Raw genomic sequence first — 17,665 nt, forward strand, 5'->3', positions numbered from 1 at the left:
GTGCTCTTTTTGTATTTGACCTGCGGTAAGCTAAAAGCTCTTATTACTGCTCTGAGTAAGCCTTTTTCACTTCTTCAGCAATGATAGCAATGCCTTTCTGCATCGCCTCATCATCTTGTACGTAGTTCATGCGTAAGCACTGGTGAGCATGATCCCACTCGTCTTCTTGGCCGATAAAGAAGTATTCACCCGGAACAATCAATACGCCGCGAGCTTTAAGGCGGTCGTACAGTTCCATTGTGGTGATCGGCAGCTCATCAAACCATAGCCATAAGAAGATAGCGCCTTCAGGCTTGTGAATACGGAAGCGAGGGTCGTCGATAGCGTCTTGTAACAGTTCAACTGCACGTAGTGACTTATCTTTATAGAAAGGTTTGATTACCTCGCTACTTAAGCGCAGTAAATCGCCTTTTTCAATCATGTGATTGGCAATTGCAGGGCCAACACTGTTTGGCGCTAAGCTAATGATGCCATTCATGTTGGTCAATGCTTGTGTTACTTCTTCACTCGCAATTACGATACCGCAACGCACACCCGGCAAACCAAGCTTAGAAAGGCTCATGCACAGAATCGTATTTTCATTCCAGAACGGTTCGACATCTTCAAAGATGATGTTAGGAAACGGCAGGCCGTAAGCATTGTCGATCAGCAGTGGGATGTTGTTTTCACGCGCCAGTTTATCCAGTTTACGCACTTCTTCGTCGGTCAGTACGTTACCCGTTGGGTTGGTTGGACGAGATGCACAGATAGCCGCGACTGAGTCATCAACCTTTAGTTGTTCAAAATCAACGTGGTATTTAAACTGACGGTTTTCTAGCAGTTCGATCTCTGGGTGGTAAGAGATAAAAATATCGTCATCAATACCCGCGTCGCCGTAGCCGATGTATTCCGGTGCGATCGGCAGTAGGATTTTCTTATGTGAGCCGTCAGGCTGTTGGCCTGCTAGCAGGTTGAATAGGTAGAAGAAGCCACTTTGACTGCCATTAGTCAGGCTGATGTTCTTCTCGCTGATATCCCAGCCATAGGCCTCTTTCAGCATTGCCGCTAACGATTTGATGAAGCTGTCTTTACCTTGCGGACCATCGTAGTTGGCGAGGGCGGCGATGAGTTCTCCACTGGCGAGCATGTCGGCACTGGCTTGGTTAAAGTAATCGAGCATGGCAGGGATAGCGGCTGGGTTGCCACCACCGAGCATGATAGCGCCAGGAGTGCGCAGGCCATCATTCAAATCATCCATTAAACGAGTGATTCCAGAGTATCGATTAAACTTTTCGCCAAACTTAGAGAACTGCATTACTAATTTTACCTAATTCATTGTGATTGCTTGTTACGTGTCATTAAGGCAGACCTTATGTCTGCCATCAGTGTATTCCTTGAACATACCGCAATGTTTTTGCGACGCATAGCGCCAAATGCTCTAACACGTAAAAAACTTCTATAAAGTTTGGTTAATGAGTGACAGCTTGCTTATTGAACGTACCTTTAGCGATAAAAAAAGGAGAAGCCTAAGCTTCCCCTTTAGTTTCTGGTGTTTATGTTAATGAAGGTTTAGTTCGAACCGGTATAAACGACTAATACCTTGTCATCTTGGTATTGGCGTTCGAACGCATAGTAGCCCTTGCTGTTACGGATGATGTGCTTACCCTGAGCAACGGCTGGGTGGCGTTGGCGGAATTGGCCAAGCGCTTGCCAGTGTTCTAGCAGCTCTGCACGTTCGCCAGTGATTTGATCCCAAGGCATGTCTGAGCGTGTGCCTTGCATTGGATCAGAACCCGTTGGGCCAAAGTCTCGGGCGATTTCATCGCCGTAATAGATCTGTACCGCACCGGGAGCCAGCATCAACGCGTTTGCAGCTTTGGTTTGTTTTGCAAAGTCACTGCCATGTTGTGTCCAGAATAGCGAGGTGTCGTGAGACGAAAGGTAACTCAGTACGTTGAACTCGCTGTCGTTGTTGATCTTCTCTGCGTATCGAAGGTAATCAGCATCAAGATCGGATAGGCACTTGAGCGCCTTTGGTGCGATATCACTCTGGAATTCAAAGTTGATGATCGAATCAAATCCGTTAGCGAAGTAATCTGATTTGACCACGCTGTGTGCCCATACTTCGCCAGTCATCCAGAAGGGTAAGTCATCCAAGGCCTTGTCTGGGTTGTTCTGTTTCCACTCGGCAAGTGCCTGGTTGGTGCTCTCTTTCAGTTCTGCCCATGCTTCGAGTTCAACGTGTTTAGCGGTATCGACCCTGAAACCATCGACACCATATTCGCGCACCCAATCCGATAACCAAGTGATTAAATGGTTACGAGGTGTTTTGAGTTCATCGGTCGCGCTGGTGGACTTATTGCGATAGAAATTAGGCAGCCCGATTGTCTTTGTCGACTCTGTTTTGAAATCGGGCAGATGCGCCAAAGACATGGTGAGGTTATTGTAGCCCGGAGAGTCATAGGCGCCGATATCGCTGCGTAGCCAAGCTTTGCCCCACCACTTTTCCCACGCTTCTTTGTCGCTGTAAGAGATGTAGTTGTTGAAGTAGTGCCAGTTCTGACCTTTGGCAGGTTGCCAATCTGTCCAGTTTTCGCCAAGTGTTTGTTTGGCTTCTTCGTCAGTTAGGTTGAGCTTACCAAAATCAAACTCTTGCATGTCGGCAAGCGTCGCATAGCCGGTGTGGTTCATTACCACATCCCAAACAACACGAATGCCTTTGCTATGCGCGGTATCGATGAAGGTTTTTAGCTCGTCTTCGGTGCCCATGTTGTCATCGAGCTTGGTCCAATCTTGATGGTAGTAGCCGTGGTAGCCGTAGTGTTTGAAGTCACCTCGATCACCGCCGCCAACCCAGCCGTGGATTTGCTCTAACGGAGACGTTATCCAGATAGCATTAGCACCGAGTGATTCTATGTAATCGAGTTTTTCGGTTAAGCCTGCCAAGTCACCACCGTGGAAGGTGCCGATTTCGTCTTGTCCATCTTGGCTGCGACCGTAACTGTTGTCGTTATCAGGATTACCATTGTGGAAACGGTCAGTCATTACGAAGTAAACCGTGGCGTTATCCCAACTAAAGTCAGCTTTGGTTTCTGGTTCTACTTTCTCAAGCAGCAGAACACCTTGGCTATTTTCTGCTGGCTGCATGGTGACGCTGCCATTCGTTACTGTGACTTGTTTGCCTGAAAGAGCGTCTCTAACCACGGTGCCATCATCAAAGGTTTGAGCAACGTCGATGATGGTTGGTTCGTCACTAGGAACCGGACAAGCAAAGCTTTGTACTTGTTGTTGCTTCGGCTTTATCTGAACGGTCAGTTCATTGGTTTGTGGGTTGAGCATAAACTGATAGGTGTTAGCGCGAAAGATCTTGATATCTAATTCAGACTTCTCGGCGCAGTCGTCTAGGTGAAGGGGTTTATTGAATTTGATGCGGTTTTCTTCAGCCAGCGCATAGTTGGTGCCACAGGTATTTTGAGTATCGCTGATAGAGAAGGTATAGCTACCTTTCGCGAGTTCCTGTTCTGCAATCACGGTGCCTTTACCGGATGATTCGAATACGACAGTGTCGTTATCAATTGTCAGTAATAGGTTGTTGTCACTGGTTTGGCTGCATGCGCTGAGTGCGAGTATTGAAAGCGCGAGTACTGTTTTTTTCATTGTTCCCTTCCCCTGAATAAACAGGTCAGTTATAGCAAACAATGCCCTCTACAGTCTGAGTGCTGTTTCATTCAGTTAATCAATAAGACCTCTACAAACAAATGCTTGGTTCACAAAAACAAAAAGGGAAGCTTTCGCTTCCCTTTGGGTGTTTACCGTTAATTACTCAGAGTATGACTTAGAGTAATTGTCTCACTTGTGCTTATTTTTGCAGTAGAGAGATGTCAGCAATCTGTAGGAACAGGTTACGTAGGTTGTTCAGTAGCGTTAGACGGTTCTTCTTAAGCGCTTCGTCATCAGCCATAACCATTACGTTATCGAAGAATGCATCAACTGGTTCACGTAGATCAGCAAGCTTGCTTAGGGCTTCTTGGTAGTTACCTGTTGCGAATGCTGGTTCTAGTGCTTCCGTCATTACTTCAACGTTTTCAGCCAGTGCTTTCTCTGCGTCTTCTTGAAGAAGCGTTAGGTCGATTTCAGCTGGTAGCTCGCCATCGAATTTCGCAAGGATATTACCTACACGCTTGTTCGCTGCTGCTAGTGCTTCTGCTGCTTCCAGTTCACGGAAGTGAGAAACCGCTTTAACACGTTGGTCAAAGTCAGCAGGCTTAGTTGGACGACGTGCTAGTACCGCTTGGATGATATCAACGCTGAAACCAGCATCTTGGTACCATGCGCGGAAACGACCTAGCATGAAGTCGATAACGTCAGCTTCTACGTTTTTGTTAGTCAGCTTGTCGCCTAGTAGCTCTTTCGCTTTGCCGATCAGATCGGTTAGGTCTAGGTTGTAGCCGTTTTCAACGATGATACGTAGCACACCTAGAGACGCACGACGAAGTGCAAATGGGTCAGAACCTTTTGGTGCTTGGCCAATACCGAAGATACCTACGATAGTGTCTAGCTTGTCTGCCATTGCTACTGCTGAAGAGATACCAGTGCTTGGTAGATCGTCACCCGCGAAACGAGGCATGTATTGCTCGTAAAGTGCCAGTGCAACTTGCTCGTCTTCACCGTCGTGAGTCGCGTAGTGCATGCCCATCACACCTTGAGTATCCGTAAATTCGAATACCATAGAGGTCATTAGGTCACACTTAGCCAGTAGGCCAGCACGTTTAGACTTTTCAACGTCAGCATCGATTTGCTCAGCAATGTAGCCTGCAAGCTCTGTGATGCGGTCTGTTTTGTCTTTGATAGTACCCAATTGCTTCTGGAAGATAGCCTGGTCTAGTTCAGCAAGACGGTCGACAAGCGGGCGCTTACGGTCTGTGTTGAAGAAGAATTCAGCATCAGCAAGACGTGGGCGTACCACTTTCTCGTTACCTTCGATAACGTGACGAGGCTCTTTAGACTCGATGTTCGATACGAAGATGAAGTTCGGTAGTAGCTTCTTGTTGTCATCGTAAACAGGGAAGTACTTTTGGTCACCCTTCATGGTGTAAACCAAAGCTTCAGAAGGGACTTTTAGGAACTCTTCTTCAAACTTCGCTGTCAGTACTACTGGCCATTCAACCAGAGACGTTACTTCTTCAACAAGGTCATCTTCTAGGTCAGCTGTACCGCCAACCGCAGCTGCCGCTTTTTTCGAATCAGCAAGGATGATCGCTTTACGCGCTTCGTAATCTGCCATTACTTTACCGCGCTCTTCTAGGATCGCAGGGTATTGGTCAGCAGAGTCGATTGTGAACTCTTGTTCGCCCATGAAACGGTGGCCACGGATAGTACGAGCAGATGCTACGCCTAGGATTTCGCCTTCAACAAGCTCATCACCTAGTAGTACTGTCAGTGTTTTTACTGGACGGATAAATTGAATGTCTGAGTTACCCCAGCGCATTGCTTTAGGAATTGGTAGGCCAGCCAGTGCTTTCGCAGCAATGTCCATCACCAATTCTTGAACTGGTTTGCCAGCTACTTCTTGTTTGAAAAGAAGCCACTCGCCTTTGTCTGTTTTCAGACGGTCAGCTTGCTCAACAGTAATACCGTTACCACGAGCCCAACCTTGTGCCGCTTTGGTCGCGTTGCCTTCAGCATCGAATGCCACAGAAACAGCAGGGCCACGTTTCTCAACCACTTTGTCTGCTTGGCCTTCAGCCAGTGCAGTTACTTTAAGTGCTAGACGACGAGGTGCTGCGTACCACTTGATGCCTTCGTGAGAAAGCTCAGCCGTTTTAAGACCTGCTTCAAAGTTAGAAGCAAACGCTTCTGCTAGAGAACGAAGTGCTGTTGGTGGAAGCTCTTCCGTACCCAGTTCAATTAGAAAATTCTTCGCCATGATTATTTACCTTCCTTCTTACACATTGGGAAGCCAAGCGCTTCACGTGACGCGTAGTACGCTTCAGCAACTGATTTAGTCAGGTTGCGGATACGAAGGATGTAACGTTGACGCTCTGTTACAGAGATAGCTTTGCGCGCATCAAGGATGTTGAATGCGTGACCTGCTTTTAGAATGCGCTCGTAAGCTGGAAGCGGCAGTGGCTTCTCAAGCTCAAGTAGCTCTTTACACTCTTTCTCGCACTGGTCGAAGAAAGTGAATAGGAAATCTACGTCTGCGTGCTCGAAGTTGTACGTCGATTGCTCAACTTCGTTTTGGTGGAAGATGTCACCGTAAGTCACGTTAGAACCGTCTGGTGCTACGTTCCATACTAGGTCGTAAACAGAATCTACTTCCTGGATGTACATTGCTAGACGCTCGATACCGTAAGTGATCTCGCCAGTTACTGGCTTACACTCAAGGCCGCCAACCTGTTGGAAGTAAGTAAACTGAGTTACTTCCATGCCGTTTAGCCATACTTCCCAACCAAGGCCCCATGCGCCTAGTGTTGGGTTTTCCCAGTTATCTTCAACGAAGCGAATGTCGTGAACAAGTGGGTCAACACCAAGAACCTCTAGGGAGCCTAGGTACAACTCTTGGATATTGTCTGGCGATGGTTTTAGCGCTACTTGGAATTGGTAGTAGTGCTGCAGACGGTTCGGGTTTTCACCGTAACGGCCATCGGTCGGACGACGAGAAGGTTGAACGTAAGCTGTAGACATTGGCTCTGGGCCAAGTGCTCGTAGACATGTCATTGGGTGAGAGGTGCCTGCACCTACTTCCATATCTAGAGGTTGAACAATGGTACAACCGTTTTGAGCCCAGTAATCCTGCAGCGCGAGGATCATTCCCTGGAAGGTTTTGATATCGTATTTTTGCATAGTCAGGTTCGCGCGATTCTTTTAAATGAATGAGAAAAATAACCTCTGAGTATACCGAGATATTCGTAAAGCGAGTAGGGGTAATCTTGTTTAATTAGTGGTCTAAAATGTCGTTTAGTGGATTTTTGTGCCTTTAATGTTTGTTTTTCGGCACAAGTGGATATTTTGATAACTTTGACACTTGTGTTTGAAAGCATGGGCTATTAAAATCTCGCGGTCTTTGGGGAGTAGCTTACTTATTCATATCCTATTGAATGAGTTCGTTCGTCAACATAATTGATGCAAAATCATCATGGCGTTCGAGGCAACCACCACCTTGGTGGTGCTTAGCAAGACCATAGACAAGCATCGTGAACCGGGATGGGGCGCGAGGTTTGTCTTTGGTTAAATATAATAATCCCCATCCCAAATGAGCATGTCGTGAGCGTTTTAGCAATTTCAATTACAACTGTCGCCTTAGCCGAGATCGGTGATAAGACTCAGTTGCTATCTCTTTTATTAGCCAGTCGATATCGCAAGCCGATACCTATCATCGCAGCTATCTTCTTTGCCACCATTGCCAATCATGCCCTTGCAGCATGGCTCGGGGTCGTGGTTGCTGATTATCTTTCACCTGAAGTATTAAAGTGGGTGCTGGTGGTCAGTTTCATTGCGATGGCTGGCTGGATTTTGATTCCCGATAAGTTAGATGACGATGAACAGATCTCAAACCGAGGACCGTTTGTCGCCAGTTTTATCGCTTTCTTTATTGCTGAGATCGGCGATAAAACCCAAATTGCGACCTCTATCCTAGGGGCTCAATATGCGGATGCATTAGCGTGGGTGATTCTGGGTACAACCATTGGTATGTTGCTGGCAAATGTGCCTGTGGTGATCATCGGTAAGCTGTCTGCTGATAAGATGCCTCTTGATCTGATTCGTAAGATCACAGCCTTGCTATTCGTGGGTTTAGCTATCGCTGCTGCTTTCTATTAACAGGTGGTATTGAGTCTTATTATACTCAATCAGTAGAGTAATGTGTTGTAGGTCATACTCTTACAGTATTGTGGGGTTTATCGAGCGAATGGACATATAACTGTCATACTTGTCATGATATTTTAATCTTGTGAGTTAAGAACACGAGGGCATGATTATGTTGACGCGTTATATGGGTATTACTCCACAAAGCCAAAGTTATCTATTTACTTTTGGTCTTGCACTTACACTGTTAGGCATGGTGTTGACGGACGTGTGGCTGCCAATGGTCGCGGGTGCCATCATCATGACTGCACTTGCGGTAGAGGCTTGGATTCGGGTCGCGCATATTATTCCGATGCGCAAAGATATCCGAGAAATTCAGCATCAGCTGGAGCATCTGCAAAACAAATCTAGAAGCGAATAAACAAAAAGCCGCTCGTACTCTGAGTTCTGTTTAAGAACATAAGGTACGAGCGGCTTTTTTGATACTTGATAGTCGGTGGGGCGTTACGCCTCCAATCCCTTTCTGATCAAATACTGGTAAGGCAACGTTTCTGTTGCTTGGCCTACCAACTGGTGATCCATGAATCGACAAAAGCTCGGAATATCTCGAGTTGTCGAAGGATCGTCAGCTTTTACCAGTAACACATCGCCATCCTGCATGTTTCTAATTGTCTTCCTGACCATCATTACTGGTTCCGGGCAACGCAGGCCTTCAGCTTCTAAAGTATGGGTTGCCAGTTCAGGTTTGAATGTCATGGTTTGTATCTCTATATCTATCTAACGAGTGAATAATACGTCTGCAGAAAAAATATGCAATAAGTGCTTGGCAAACAGAATCATTTCCTATAACTTAGTTAACAAGTTGATAACAACTTGAAGCAAAGGCAACTAGCTAAGGAGTGGCGATGTTGACAGGATTAGATAGATTAACAATTTATTCGGTTCTCTGTTTTATTTCTTTTTGTGCGTTAGTACTACGCTCATCGACAGAGACCTCACTGATGCCTATTTTTGGCATAGTAGCAACGATTATTGGTATTTGGGTAGAGATGCGCCGTTGGCAAGGCATAGCCGAAGAGCAAGAGCACTAACCCGAATACAGCAAGCGAATTCCGATACGACAACATTCCGACACTATCCCCAAATTTTCTTGGGCTTCCCCGCGTAATTGCGGGATTTTTTTTATCTAAAGCATGCTATAAACAACTTAGTGACTAATGGCAATCGTATACAGCTAGGTAAGTGGCGTGGAATTAGAAGACATCTATCGTAGAGACCTTAATTTATTGGTCGCTTTAAAGGTATTGATTGAAGAGGGCAGCGTAAGCCAGGCCGCGCTTCGTCTTAACTTAAGCCAATCCGCAACCAGTCGAGTATTAGGGCGTTTAAGAGAATTACTAAACGATCCGTTGTTTACACGTCAAGGTCAGCACCTTATTCCTACCAAGAAAGCACTCGAGATCAGTCAGCGTATTGATCAGCCTTTGGAGTCTTTTCGCCAATTGCTGAGTCCGAGTGACTTTGACCCTTACTATTGCAGCGAACGTTTTCTGATCGCTACCACCGATTATGCGATGCAAACCATCTTGCCTTATGCGTTGCCTAAGATTTATGAACAAGCACCCAATATCTCTTTGGAGTTTGCTCCGTTGCAGCATGAGCATTTGTTTAAACAGCTCAGCACCGAACGCGTTGATATGGCGATCTGTCGTCCGAGTGGCAGCATTGCACCACTTCATCAAGAAGTCTTGGGGCCGGTTGGTGTGTCGTGTCTGTTATCTAAAAACCATCCATTAGCCGATCAACCTTTAAGCCTTGAAGACTATGTTTCACTCCCACATGCGATGATTGCGATCAGTGATGGTGTTAAGGCTTTATTAGACAACGCGTTAGCCAATCAACAGCCTCGTAAAATGGTGTTGCGTGCTTATCACCTTGAAGCTGCATTGGCGATTGTTGATAGAATGCCGTTGGTGATTACTGTGCCTGCTGATTTGGCTTATTTGGTAGCAGAGCGTTATGACTTGGTTGTTAAGCCATTACCATTTGAATTTATGCCGTTTGATTACTCACTGATCTGGCACTCGCGTTGCGATTCTTCTGCTTCACAACAATGGTTAAGAAGAGTGGTAAAAGAAGAGTGTGGTGAGTTGATTCAAAAACGGATTGCGGATGTCGGTTTGGGTTAACCGGAGCTGAGTCTGTGTTCACTTGACCCGAATGACAAAAACGCAAAAGGGCTGATAAAAATCAGCCCTTTGTTGTTTTGGGTTATCCAAGTCTAAAGCCGTTGCTTAAGGTTTGATAACTTTATGTTTGAGAATCTATAGTTTAATGACTACGCGACCAGTGATTTGACCGTTAGTGATGTCTTCTGCTGCTTGAATTGCACCGTCTAAAGACACTTCTTTGGTTGCTTGAGCATAGAAAGATTCTGGTAGTAGCTCAGCCAGTTGTTCCCACGCTTTAATACGTTTTTCACGAGGGCACATTACAGAATCAACACCTTGTAGGCGAACGTTACGCAGAATGAATGGCATTACCGTGGTTGGTAAGTCAAAACCGCCTGCTAGACCACACATCGCAACCGCACCGTTGTAATCAATTTGCGCCAATACTTTCGCAAGCACTTTGCTGCCTACCGTATCGATAGCGCCAGCCCACAGTTGTTTTTCTAGTGGCTTAGCTGGTTCTTCTAGTTCAGCACGCTCTACAATACGTGTCGCGCCTAGTGATTTAAGTAGTTCACCGTTTACAGAAGCACGGCCAGTCACTGCTGCCACTTTGTAGCCCAGTTGGTTTAGTAGAGTGATAGATACGCTACCTACACCGCCACTTGCGCCGGTAACTAGGATTTCACCGTCTTCAGGCTTGATGCCAGCATCGACAATAGCTTGAACACAAAGCATTGCTGTGAAGCCTGCTGTACCAATCGCCATTACTTTCTTAGCGTCTAGACCTTTAGGCATCGGCACTAACCAGTCACCGTTTAGGCTTGCTTTCTCAGCCATGCCGCCCCAGTGACCTTCACCAACACCCCAACCAGTTAGAACCACTTCGTCGCCTGCTTTGTAGCGAGGGTCATCAGATTGTGAAACCACACCAGAAAGGTCGATACCAGGAACCATAGGGAAGTTGCGAACAATGCGCCCTTTACCTGTAATCGCCAAACCATCTTTGTAGTTCAAAGAAGAGTAGCTAACATCAATCTTCACGTTACCTTCTGGTAATTGAGATTCTTCAATTTGAGAAACTGACGCGATAGTTTTTTTGTCTTCTTGGTTTAGTACAAGTGCTTTAAACATGATCTGCTCCGTGGAGGAATATTAGGAAACTGAAGTAACTTTAGTTGAATCATCCGAGAAAAAATAATGAAACATCAACATTGAATATATGCGTTTTGTGCATAGATGTCAGGGTTGGTTTTTCTCTCGTTGAGTTCGCTGAACGCAATCGATGCATTGTTGGATGCCAAGCAATAAAAAGTGCAGCTATATAAATATAGCTGCACAAAAGATTACCCTTCAAATATTACAGTCAGTAAACGCTATGGGCGTTCAAATACCGTTGCAATACCTTGGCCTAAACCAATACACATAGTCGCCAAGCCGTATTTCACGTCTTGTGCTTCCATCAGGTTGATTAGCGTCGTCGAGATACGAGAACCAGAACAGCCTAGTGGGTGACCCAGAGCAATCGCACCGCCGTTAAGGTTTACTTTCTCGTCAACAACATCCAGTAGACCTAAGTCTTTAGCACAAGGTAGAGATTGAGCAGCAAACGCTTCGTTTAGCTCAATCACACCCATATCTTCGATGGTTAGGCCTGCACGTTTAAGTGCTTTTTTCGTCGCTGGTACTGGGCCGTAACCCATGATTGAAGGATCGCAGCCAGCGATAGCCATCGACTTCACGCGAGCGCGAATCTTCAGGCCAAGTGCGTTGGCTTTCTCTTCGCTCATGATAAGCATTGCCGATGCACCATCAGACAGTGCTGATGAAGTACCTGCTGTTACCGTACCGTTTGCTGGGTCAAATACCGGGCGAAGCTGAGATAAGCCTTCAACCGTAGTTTCTGGGCGAATGACTTCATCGTAATCCAGAGTGAACAGTGAACCGTCGGCTGCGTGAGCTTCTGTTGGCAGGATTTCGTTTTTGAAACGACCTTCAACCGTAGCTGCTTGAGCGCGAGCATGTGAGCGTGCTGCGAATGCATCTTGGTCTTCACGGCTAATACCGTGCATTTTGCCTAACATCTCAGCGGTTAGCCCCATCATGCCGGCCGCTTTTGCTACGTGTTTTGACATGCCTGGGTGAAAATCAACACCATGGTTCATTGGTACGTGGCCCATGTGCTCCACACCACCAATCAGGCAGATTTCAGCATCACCAACCATGATAGAGCGAGTTGCATCATGCAAAGCTTGCATAGATGAACCACATAAACGGTTGACTGTTACAGCACCAATCTCAATCGGTAGACCAGCAAGCAAGGCAGCGTTACGTGCAACGTTGAAGCCTTGCTCTAGTGTTTGTTGTACACAACCCCAGTAAATATCTTCAATTTCGACAGGGTTTACTTCTGGGTTGCGCTCTAAAATGCCTTTCATCAAATGTGCAGACAGATCTTCAGCACGAGTGTGACGGAAAGCTCCACCTTTGGAACGTCCCATTGGGGTGCGAAGGCAATCAACAACAACTACATTTTTCATTTTGCTATTCCTTTTCCAAATGTGGGTTACAGAGAACTGGCTTGTTGGCTGTCGTAAAAGCTTTCGCCCTTCGCTGCCATATCAAGCAATAGCTGAGGAACTTGGTACATTGCACCTAAGTCTTGGTAGCCTTTCGCCATTTCAACGAAGTTACCAATGCCCACACTGTCTAAGTAGCGGAATACGCCGCCTCTAAATGGAGGGAAGCCTAAACCGTAAACCAGTGCCATATCCGCTTCTTGCGGTGTCGCGATAATGCCTTCTTCTAGACAAAGCACCACTTCGTTGATCATTGGAATCATCACGCGCTGGATAATTGTTTGGTCATCAAAATCTTGTGGTGCTTGACATACGTCAGCCAAGATAGGAAGAATGTCTTCAGAGAAGGTCTTCTTCGGACGACCACGCTTGTCTACGCTGTATGTGTAGAAACCGCTACCGTTTTTCTGACCGTATTTTTCAGCGACGTAAAGTGCGTCAATTGCATCACGACCTTCTTTACCCATACGCTCTGGGAAACCTTGCGCCATTACTGCTTGTGCATGATGTGCTGTGTCTAAACCTACAACGTCTAGCAAGTAAGCAGGGCCCATTGGCCAACCGAACTTACGTTCCATGACTTTATCGATCTTCGTGAAGTCAGCACCGTCGCGTAGCAACATGCTGAAACCGCCAAAGTAAGGGAAAAGTACACGGTTAACGAAGAAGCCTGGGCAGTCGTTAACAACGATAGGGGATTTGCCCATCTTCGCTGCGTAAGCGACTACGCGATTAATGGTTTCTTCTGAAGTATGCTCGCCACGGATGATCTCAACCAAAGGCATGCGGTGTACTGGGTTAAAGAAGTGCATGCCACAGAAGTTTTCTGGGCGTTTTAGAGATTTTGCTAGCAGGTTGATCGGAATCGTTGAGGTGTTTGATGTAAGAACTGTGTCTTCACCCACGAGACCTTCCACTTCACTCAGTACTGCTGCTTTTACTTTAGGGTTTTCTACAACTGCTTCCACAATCACATCTGACTGTTCAACACCTGCGTAATGTAAGCTTGGGGTAATAGAAGACAGAATACCTGCCATCTTGAATCCATCTAGGCGACCGCGTGATAAGCGTTTATTCAACAGCTTAGATGCTTCGTTCATACCGAGATCTAGAGACGCCTGTGCGATGTCTTTCATCATCACTGGCACGCCTTTCAATGCTGACTGGTAAGCAATACCGCCACCCATGATGCCAGCACCAAGTACCGCTGCTCGTTCAGTCGCTTTGTTTGCAGACTTACCAGCTTGTTTCGCTAGGCCTTTGATGTATTGGTCATTAAGGAATAAGCCGACCAATGCTTTCGCTTCTTCAGATTTCGCTAGCTTAACGAAGTGTTTACGCTCGATGTCTAGTGCTGCATCGCGATCGCTACGTGCTGCTTCTTCGATAGCGATAACCGAGGTGATAGGTGCTGGGTAATGAGGCCCTGCTTTTTGAGCCACTAAGCCTTTCGCCATGGTAAAGCTCATCATCGCTTCTAGTTTGCTTAATGAAAGCGCTGATGTTTTTTGTTTACGACGTAGCTGCCAATCGAGTTTTTCATTGGCTGCTAGAGAAACAGTGTTAATCGCTGATTCTAATAGTTGGTCTGTTTCAACAATCGCATCTAACAAGCCAACTTTAAGTGCTTCATCTGCACGGCATGCTTTGCCTTGCGTGATAATTTCCATTGCACTGTCAGCACCGATAACACGTGGCAGACGCACACAACCACCAAAGCCAGGCATGATGCCAAGTTTGGTTTCTGGTAGGCCTATGCTGGTGGTCTTGTCACCGATACGGAAATCGGTAGCGAGTACACATTCACAGCCGCCGCCAAGGGCATGGCCACGCATCATTGAAAGAGTTGGGACAGGAAGGTCTTCGAGCTTGCTGAAGATTGAATTAGCGAATCTTAACCATTCATCAAGTTCTGCTTCTGGCTTAGCAAATAGGCCAAGAAATTCAGTGATGTCTGCGCCTACAATGAACGCGTCTTTGTTTGAAGTTAAGATTAAACCACGTAATCCTGCGTGAGCATTAAGAGCATCTAACGCTTTATCTAGTGATTCTAAAGTAGCAAGGTCGAGTTTGTTTACAGAGGCTGGTGCACAGAAGCTTAATTCCGCAATACCATCTTGTAATTCCTTTACCTGTAGGGTGTTAGCTTGGTAAATCATTGTCTATCTCCATGACATACAATCCACGATTGTTTGAGAGAATCTTGTTATCTTTCTATTATTGTAGAATACCTGGTAAGACCAGTTATCTTAGTCTGTACCTCTGCTTGATTAATTTCAATACATTTTTTAAACAATTGTTTAACATTGTGCGATGGCACAGATCCTCTAACCCTTATTATTCACGCGTGATACACTTCGTCGCTCTTATTAACTAAGTTAACGATATGAATGAACAGCCTTATTTAATACCTTCTGCGTCGGCTCTGTTTGAAGAAGAGATAAAAAAGAGCGTCTTTATTACGCATCTTGCTCATACTCCAAGTGTTGAAGCTGCAAAACAGTTCGTAGAACAGGTGAAAAAAGAGCATTCTTCAGCACGACATAACTGTTGGGGTTTTGTTGCTGGTCGACCTGAAGACTCAATGCTTTGGGGTTTCAGTGATGATGGTGAACCCTCGGGTACAGCGGGTAAGCCTATCTTGGCGCAACTATCGGGCTCTGGTGTCGGTGAATTAACGGCTGTTGTGACGCGCTACTCTGGCGGAATTAAGCTTGGAACCGGCGGTTTGGTTAAGGCTTACGGCGGTGGCGTACAACAAGCTCTCAAGCTGCTTCAAACTATCGAGAAAAAAATAACCACAAAATTACGGCTAGAGTTAGACTATGGCTTTGTGCCGATCGCACAATCCATCATGGCTCAGCATCAGGCTGTTGAGGTCCAAGCGGATTATGGTGTTCAAGTTGAGCTTATTATTGAAATAGAGCTCCTTCAGGTAGATTCGTTTACCCAAACCATGATCAATAAAAGCGGTGCTAAGGCACTGGTAACGAAAGTCAAAGACAACTAGGAAGTGTGAAGCATTTCGCTTCGTTCAATAGCTCATGCAATTTCGCTCAATTATTCGAATCGTCGGATTATTATTAGCACTTTTTAGTGTATCAATGCTTGCTCCTGCGCTCGTCGCACTGATCTATCGAGATGGTGCGGGTGTGCCATTTGTGACGACCTTCTTCGTTCTCTTATTCTGTGGAGCAACTTGCTGGTTTCCAAACCGACGTTATAAGCATGAATTGAAAGCGCGTGATGGCTTTTTGATTGTTGTTCTGTTTTGGACGGTAATCGGTAGTGCGGGTGCGCTGCCGTTTTTGATCGCCGATAACCCCAATGTGTCGGTAACCGATGCTTTCTTCGAATCCTTCTCTGCATTAACTACGACAGGTGCGACCGTAATTGTCGGCCTCGATGATCTGCCTAAGGCGATTCTTTTTTATCGTCAGTTCCTACAATGGTTTGGTGGTATGGGTATCATCGTATTAGCGGTAGCTATCCTCCCTGTTCTGGGTATCGGTGGTATGCAGTTATATCGTGCTGAAATCCCGGGTCCAGTAAAAGATAGCAAGATGACTCCGCGTATTGCTGAAACGGCAAAAGCGCTTTGGTACATCTACCTGAGCTTAACCATTGCTTGTGCAGTGGCGTTTTGGCTTGCTGGGATGAGCTTCTTTGATGCCATCAGTCATAGCTTCTCTACTATTGCGATTGGTGGCTTCTCGACTCACGATGCGAGCATGGGGTATTTCAATAGCCCTGCGATCAACATGATTACAGTTGTGTTCCTTCTTATATCCGCATGTAACTATTCGCTTCACTTTGCTGCATTTGCTTCAGGTGGTGTGCATCCTAAGTATTATTGGAAAGATCCTGAGTTCCGCGCCTTTATCTTTATTCAGGCAGTACTGTTCTTGGTTTGTTTCTTATTACTGCTCAATCATCACTCTTATGATTCGTACTACGATGCTTTCGACCAAGCCTTGTTCCAAACCGTGTCTATCTCTACGACCGCGGGTTTTACAACGACGGGTTTCTCAGAGTGGCCATTGTTCTTACCCGTACTGCTTTTGTTCTCTTCTTTTATAGGGGGATGTGCAGGTTCTACGGGTGGTGGTATGAAAGTGATTCGAATCTTACTACTTACTCTGCAAGGTGCTCGTGAAATGAAGCGTCTTGTTCACCCACGGGCTGTCTATACCATCAAGGTTGGCGGTTCTGCACTACCACAACGTGTTGTAGATGCGGTCTGGGGCTTCTTCTCTGCATACGCATTAGTGTTTGTGGTTTGTATGCTGGCTCTTATTGCAACTGGTATGGACGAGTTGAGTGCTTTCTCTGCGGTAGCGGCGACATTAAATAACCTTGGCCCGGGCCTTGGTGAAGTCGCGGTGCACTTTGGCGATGTGAACGACAAAGCAAAATGGGTACTTATCGTATCTATGCTGTTTGGCCGATTAGAAATCTTCACCTTATTAATCTTATTGACCCCTACGTTTTGGCGTAGCTAAGGACAACATTGTGGCAAAAGTTCTATTTTTGTATTCAAGCCGTGAAGGGCAGACCAAGAAAATCTTGAACTATATAAAAGAAGAAATGAGTGAGTTCGAATGTGAGCTTCAAGATCTGCACACTATTGGCAAGGTGGACTTTGCTCAGTACGACAGAGTGTTGATTGGCGCATCGATTCGTTATGGCCACCTTAATAAGAAGCTATATCAATTTATTGATGCCAACCTTACTCAGTTGCAATCAAGCAAGGTTGCGTTCTTCTGTGTTAACTTAACGGCGCGTAAAGAAGACCAAGGCAAAGATACACCAGAAGGCAGTGCGTATATTAAGAAGTTCCTTACCAAGTCTCCATGGCAGCCGACTTTAATCGGTGTATTTGCAGGTGCCCTCTATTACCCACGTTATAACTGGTTCGATAGAACCATGATCCGCTTTATTATGAATATGACAGGTGGTGAAACGGATACAACGAAGGAAGTTGAGTACACAAACTGGGAAAAAGTCTCTTTGTTCACTGAAAAACTGAAGAATATGTAAGATAAAAGCCTACTTTTGAGGCGTTTTGAGTTCTTTTTAATCGAACGAATAAAAAAACGAAAAAAACTTAAAAAAGGGCTTGCCAGTGTG

15 protein-coding genes and 1 riboswitch are annotated in these 17,665 nt (G+C 45.8%); of the genes, 7 read left to right on the plus strand and 8 right to left on the minus strand.

The genetic code is table 11. The features are described from left to right. Positions 1–43: 43 nt before the first annotated feature. The 4 genes from AB4585_RS15475 to glyQ form a co-directional block, all read right to left on the minus strand. Positions 44–1,294, minus strand: a complete 1,251-nt coding sequence (locus AB4585_RS15475) for a valine--pyruvate transaminase (RefSeq protein ID WP_372170183.1) — start codon at positions 1,292–1,294, stop codon at positions 44–46. Between the two features lie 254 nt (positions 1,295–1,548). After that, positions 1,549–3,636: an alpha-amylase gene (locus AB4585_RS15480; RefSeq protein WP_372170186.1), complete on the minus strand. Its 2,088-nt coding sequence runs from the start codon at positions 3,634–3,636 to the stop codon at positions 1,549–1,551. 202 nt (positions 3,637–3,838) lie between these two features. Further along, positions 3,839–5,905 carry a glycine--tRNA ligase subunit beta gene (gene glyS, locus AB4585_RS15485; protein ID WP_372170188.1) on the minus strand — a complete coding sequence of 689 codons (2,067 nt, stop codon included), beginning with the start codon at positions 5,903–5,905 and terminating at the stop codon, positions 3,839–3,841. A 2-nt stretch (positions 5,906–5,907) separates the two neighbouring features. Further along, positions 5,908–6,825 carry a glycine--tRNA ligase subunit alpha gene (gene glyQ, locus AB4585_RS15490; RefSeq protein WP_017058815.1) on the minus strand — a complete coding sequence of 306 codons (918 nt, stop codon included), beginning with the start codon at positions 6,823–6,825 and terminating at the stop codon, positions 5,908–5,910. A 210-nt stretch (positions 6,826–7,035) separates the two neighbouring features. Further along, positions 7,036–7,152, plus strand: a riboswitch (yybP-ykoY riboswitch). Positions 7,153–7,245: 93 nt separating this feature from the next. Between glyQ and AB4585_RS15495 the strand changes: the two genes are divergently transcribed. Together AB4585_RS15495 and AB4585_RS15500 are read left to right on the plus strand one after the other, a co-directional pair. Further along, entirely contained in the window at positions 7,246–7,800 is a 555-nt protein-coding gene (locus AB4585_RS15495) for a TMEM165/GDT1 family protein (RefSeq protein ID WP_017058817.1), read from the plus strand. Positions 7,801–7,951: 151 nt separating this feature from the next. Next, positions 7,952–8,206: a hypothetical protein gene (locus AB4585_RS15500; protein WP_372170190.1), complete on the plus strand. Its 255-nt coding sequence runs from the start codon at positions 7,952–7,954 to the stop codon at positions 8,204–8,206. 83 nt (positions 8,207–8,289) lie between these two features. On the opposite strand, the gene tusA is transcribed toward AB4585_RS15500, so the two are convergent. Then, positions 8,290–8,541 carry a sulfurtransferase TusA gene (gene tusA, locus AB4585_RS15505; RefSeq protein ID WP_004736675.1) on the minus strand — a complete coding sequence of 84 codons (252 nt, stop codon included), beginning with the start codon at positions 8,539–8,541 and terminating at the stop codon, positions 8,290–8,292. A gap of 149 nt (positions 8,542–8,690) precedes the next feature. Between tusA and AB4585_RS15510 the strand changes: the two genes are divergently transcribed. Together AB4585_RS15510 and AB4585_RS15515 are read left to right on the plus strand one after the other, a co-directional pair. Further along, entirely contained in the window at positions 8,691–8,876 is a 186-nt protein-coding gene (locus tag AB4585_RS15510) for a hypothetical protein (RefSeq protein WP_004736674.1), read from the plus strand. A 156-nt stretch (positions 8,877–9,032) separates the two neighbouring features. Further along, the gene (locus AB4585_RS15515) at positions 9,033–9,974 is read left to right on the plus strand and encodes a LysR family transcriptional regulator (protein WP_004736673.1); all 942 of its coding nucleotides are present in this window, start codon (positions 9,033–9,035) and stop codon (positions 9,972–9,974) included. A gap of 135 nt (positions 9,975–10,109) precedes the next feature. On the opposite strand, the gene AB4585_RS15520 is transcribed toward AB4585_RS15515, so the two are convergent. From AB4585_RS15520 to fadB, 3 genes are all read right to left on the minus strand, one after another. After that, positions 10,110–11,090 (minus strand): MDR family oxidoreductase, encoded by a 981-nt coding sequence (locus AB4585_RS15520; protein ID WP_017058820.1) that lies wholly within the window; start codon positions 11,088–11,090, stop codon positions 10,110–10,112. 242 nt (positions 11,091–11,332) lie between these two features. Further along, a complete protein-coding gene (gene fadA / locus AB4585_RS15525; RefSeq protein ID WP_004736671.1) occupies positions 11,333–12,496 on the minus strand; it encodes an acetyl-CoA C-acyltransferase FadA in 1,164 nt (387 codons plus the stop codon). Positions 12,497–12,522: 26 nt separating this feature from the next. After that, positions 12,523–14,694 carry a fatty acid oxidation complex subunit alpha FadB gene (gene fadB / locus AB4585_RS15530; RefSeq protein WP_372170193.1) on the minus strand — a complete coding sequence of 724 codons (2,172 nt, stop codon included), beginning with the start codon at positions 14,692–14,694 and terminating at the stop codon, positions 12,523–12,525. Between the two features lie 227 nt (positions 14,695–14,921). Here fadB and AB4585_RS15535 point away from each other — a divergent pair, with 227 nt between their 5' ends. Genes AB4585_RS15535 through hemG form a run of 3 tightly spaced genes read left to right on the plus strand, consistent with a single transcriptional unit; the run spans position 14,922 to position 17,575 of the window. Next, positions 14,922–15,545, plus strand: coding sequence for a YigZ family protein (locus tag AB4585_RS15535; RefSeq protein ID WP_017058823.1), 624 nt, complete (start codon positions 14,922–14,924; stop codon positions 15,543–15,545). 34 nt (positions 15,546–15,579) lie between these two features. Beyond that, entirely contained in the window at positions 15,580–17,037 is a 1,458-nt protein-coding gene (locus AB4585_RS15540; RefSeq protein WP_008223210.1) for a TrkH family potassium uptake protein, read from the plus strand. A 10-nt stretch (positions 17,038–17,047) separates the two neighbouring features. After that, entirely contained in the window at positions 17,048–17,575 is a 528-nt protein-coding gene (hemG, locus tag AB4585_RS15545; RefSeq protein WP_017058824.1) for a menaquinone-dependent protoporphyrinogen IX dehydrogenase, read from the plus strand. The last annotated feature ends 90 nt before the right edge of the window (positions 17,576–17,665 follow it).

Origin of the sequence: Vibrio sp. 10N.222.49.C9, assembly GCF_041474985.1 — a bacterium.
In the GTDB taxonomy this organism is placed as follows: Bacteria; Pseudomonadota; Gammaproteobacteria; order Enterobacterales; family Vibrionaceae; genus Vibrio; species Vibrio crassostreae_C.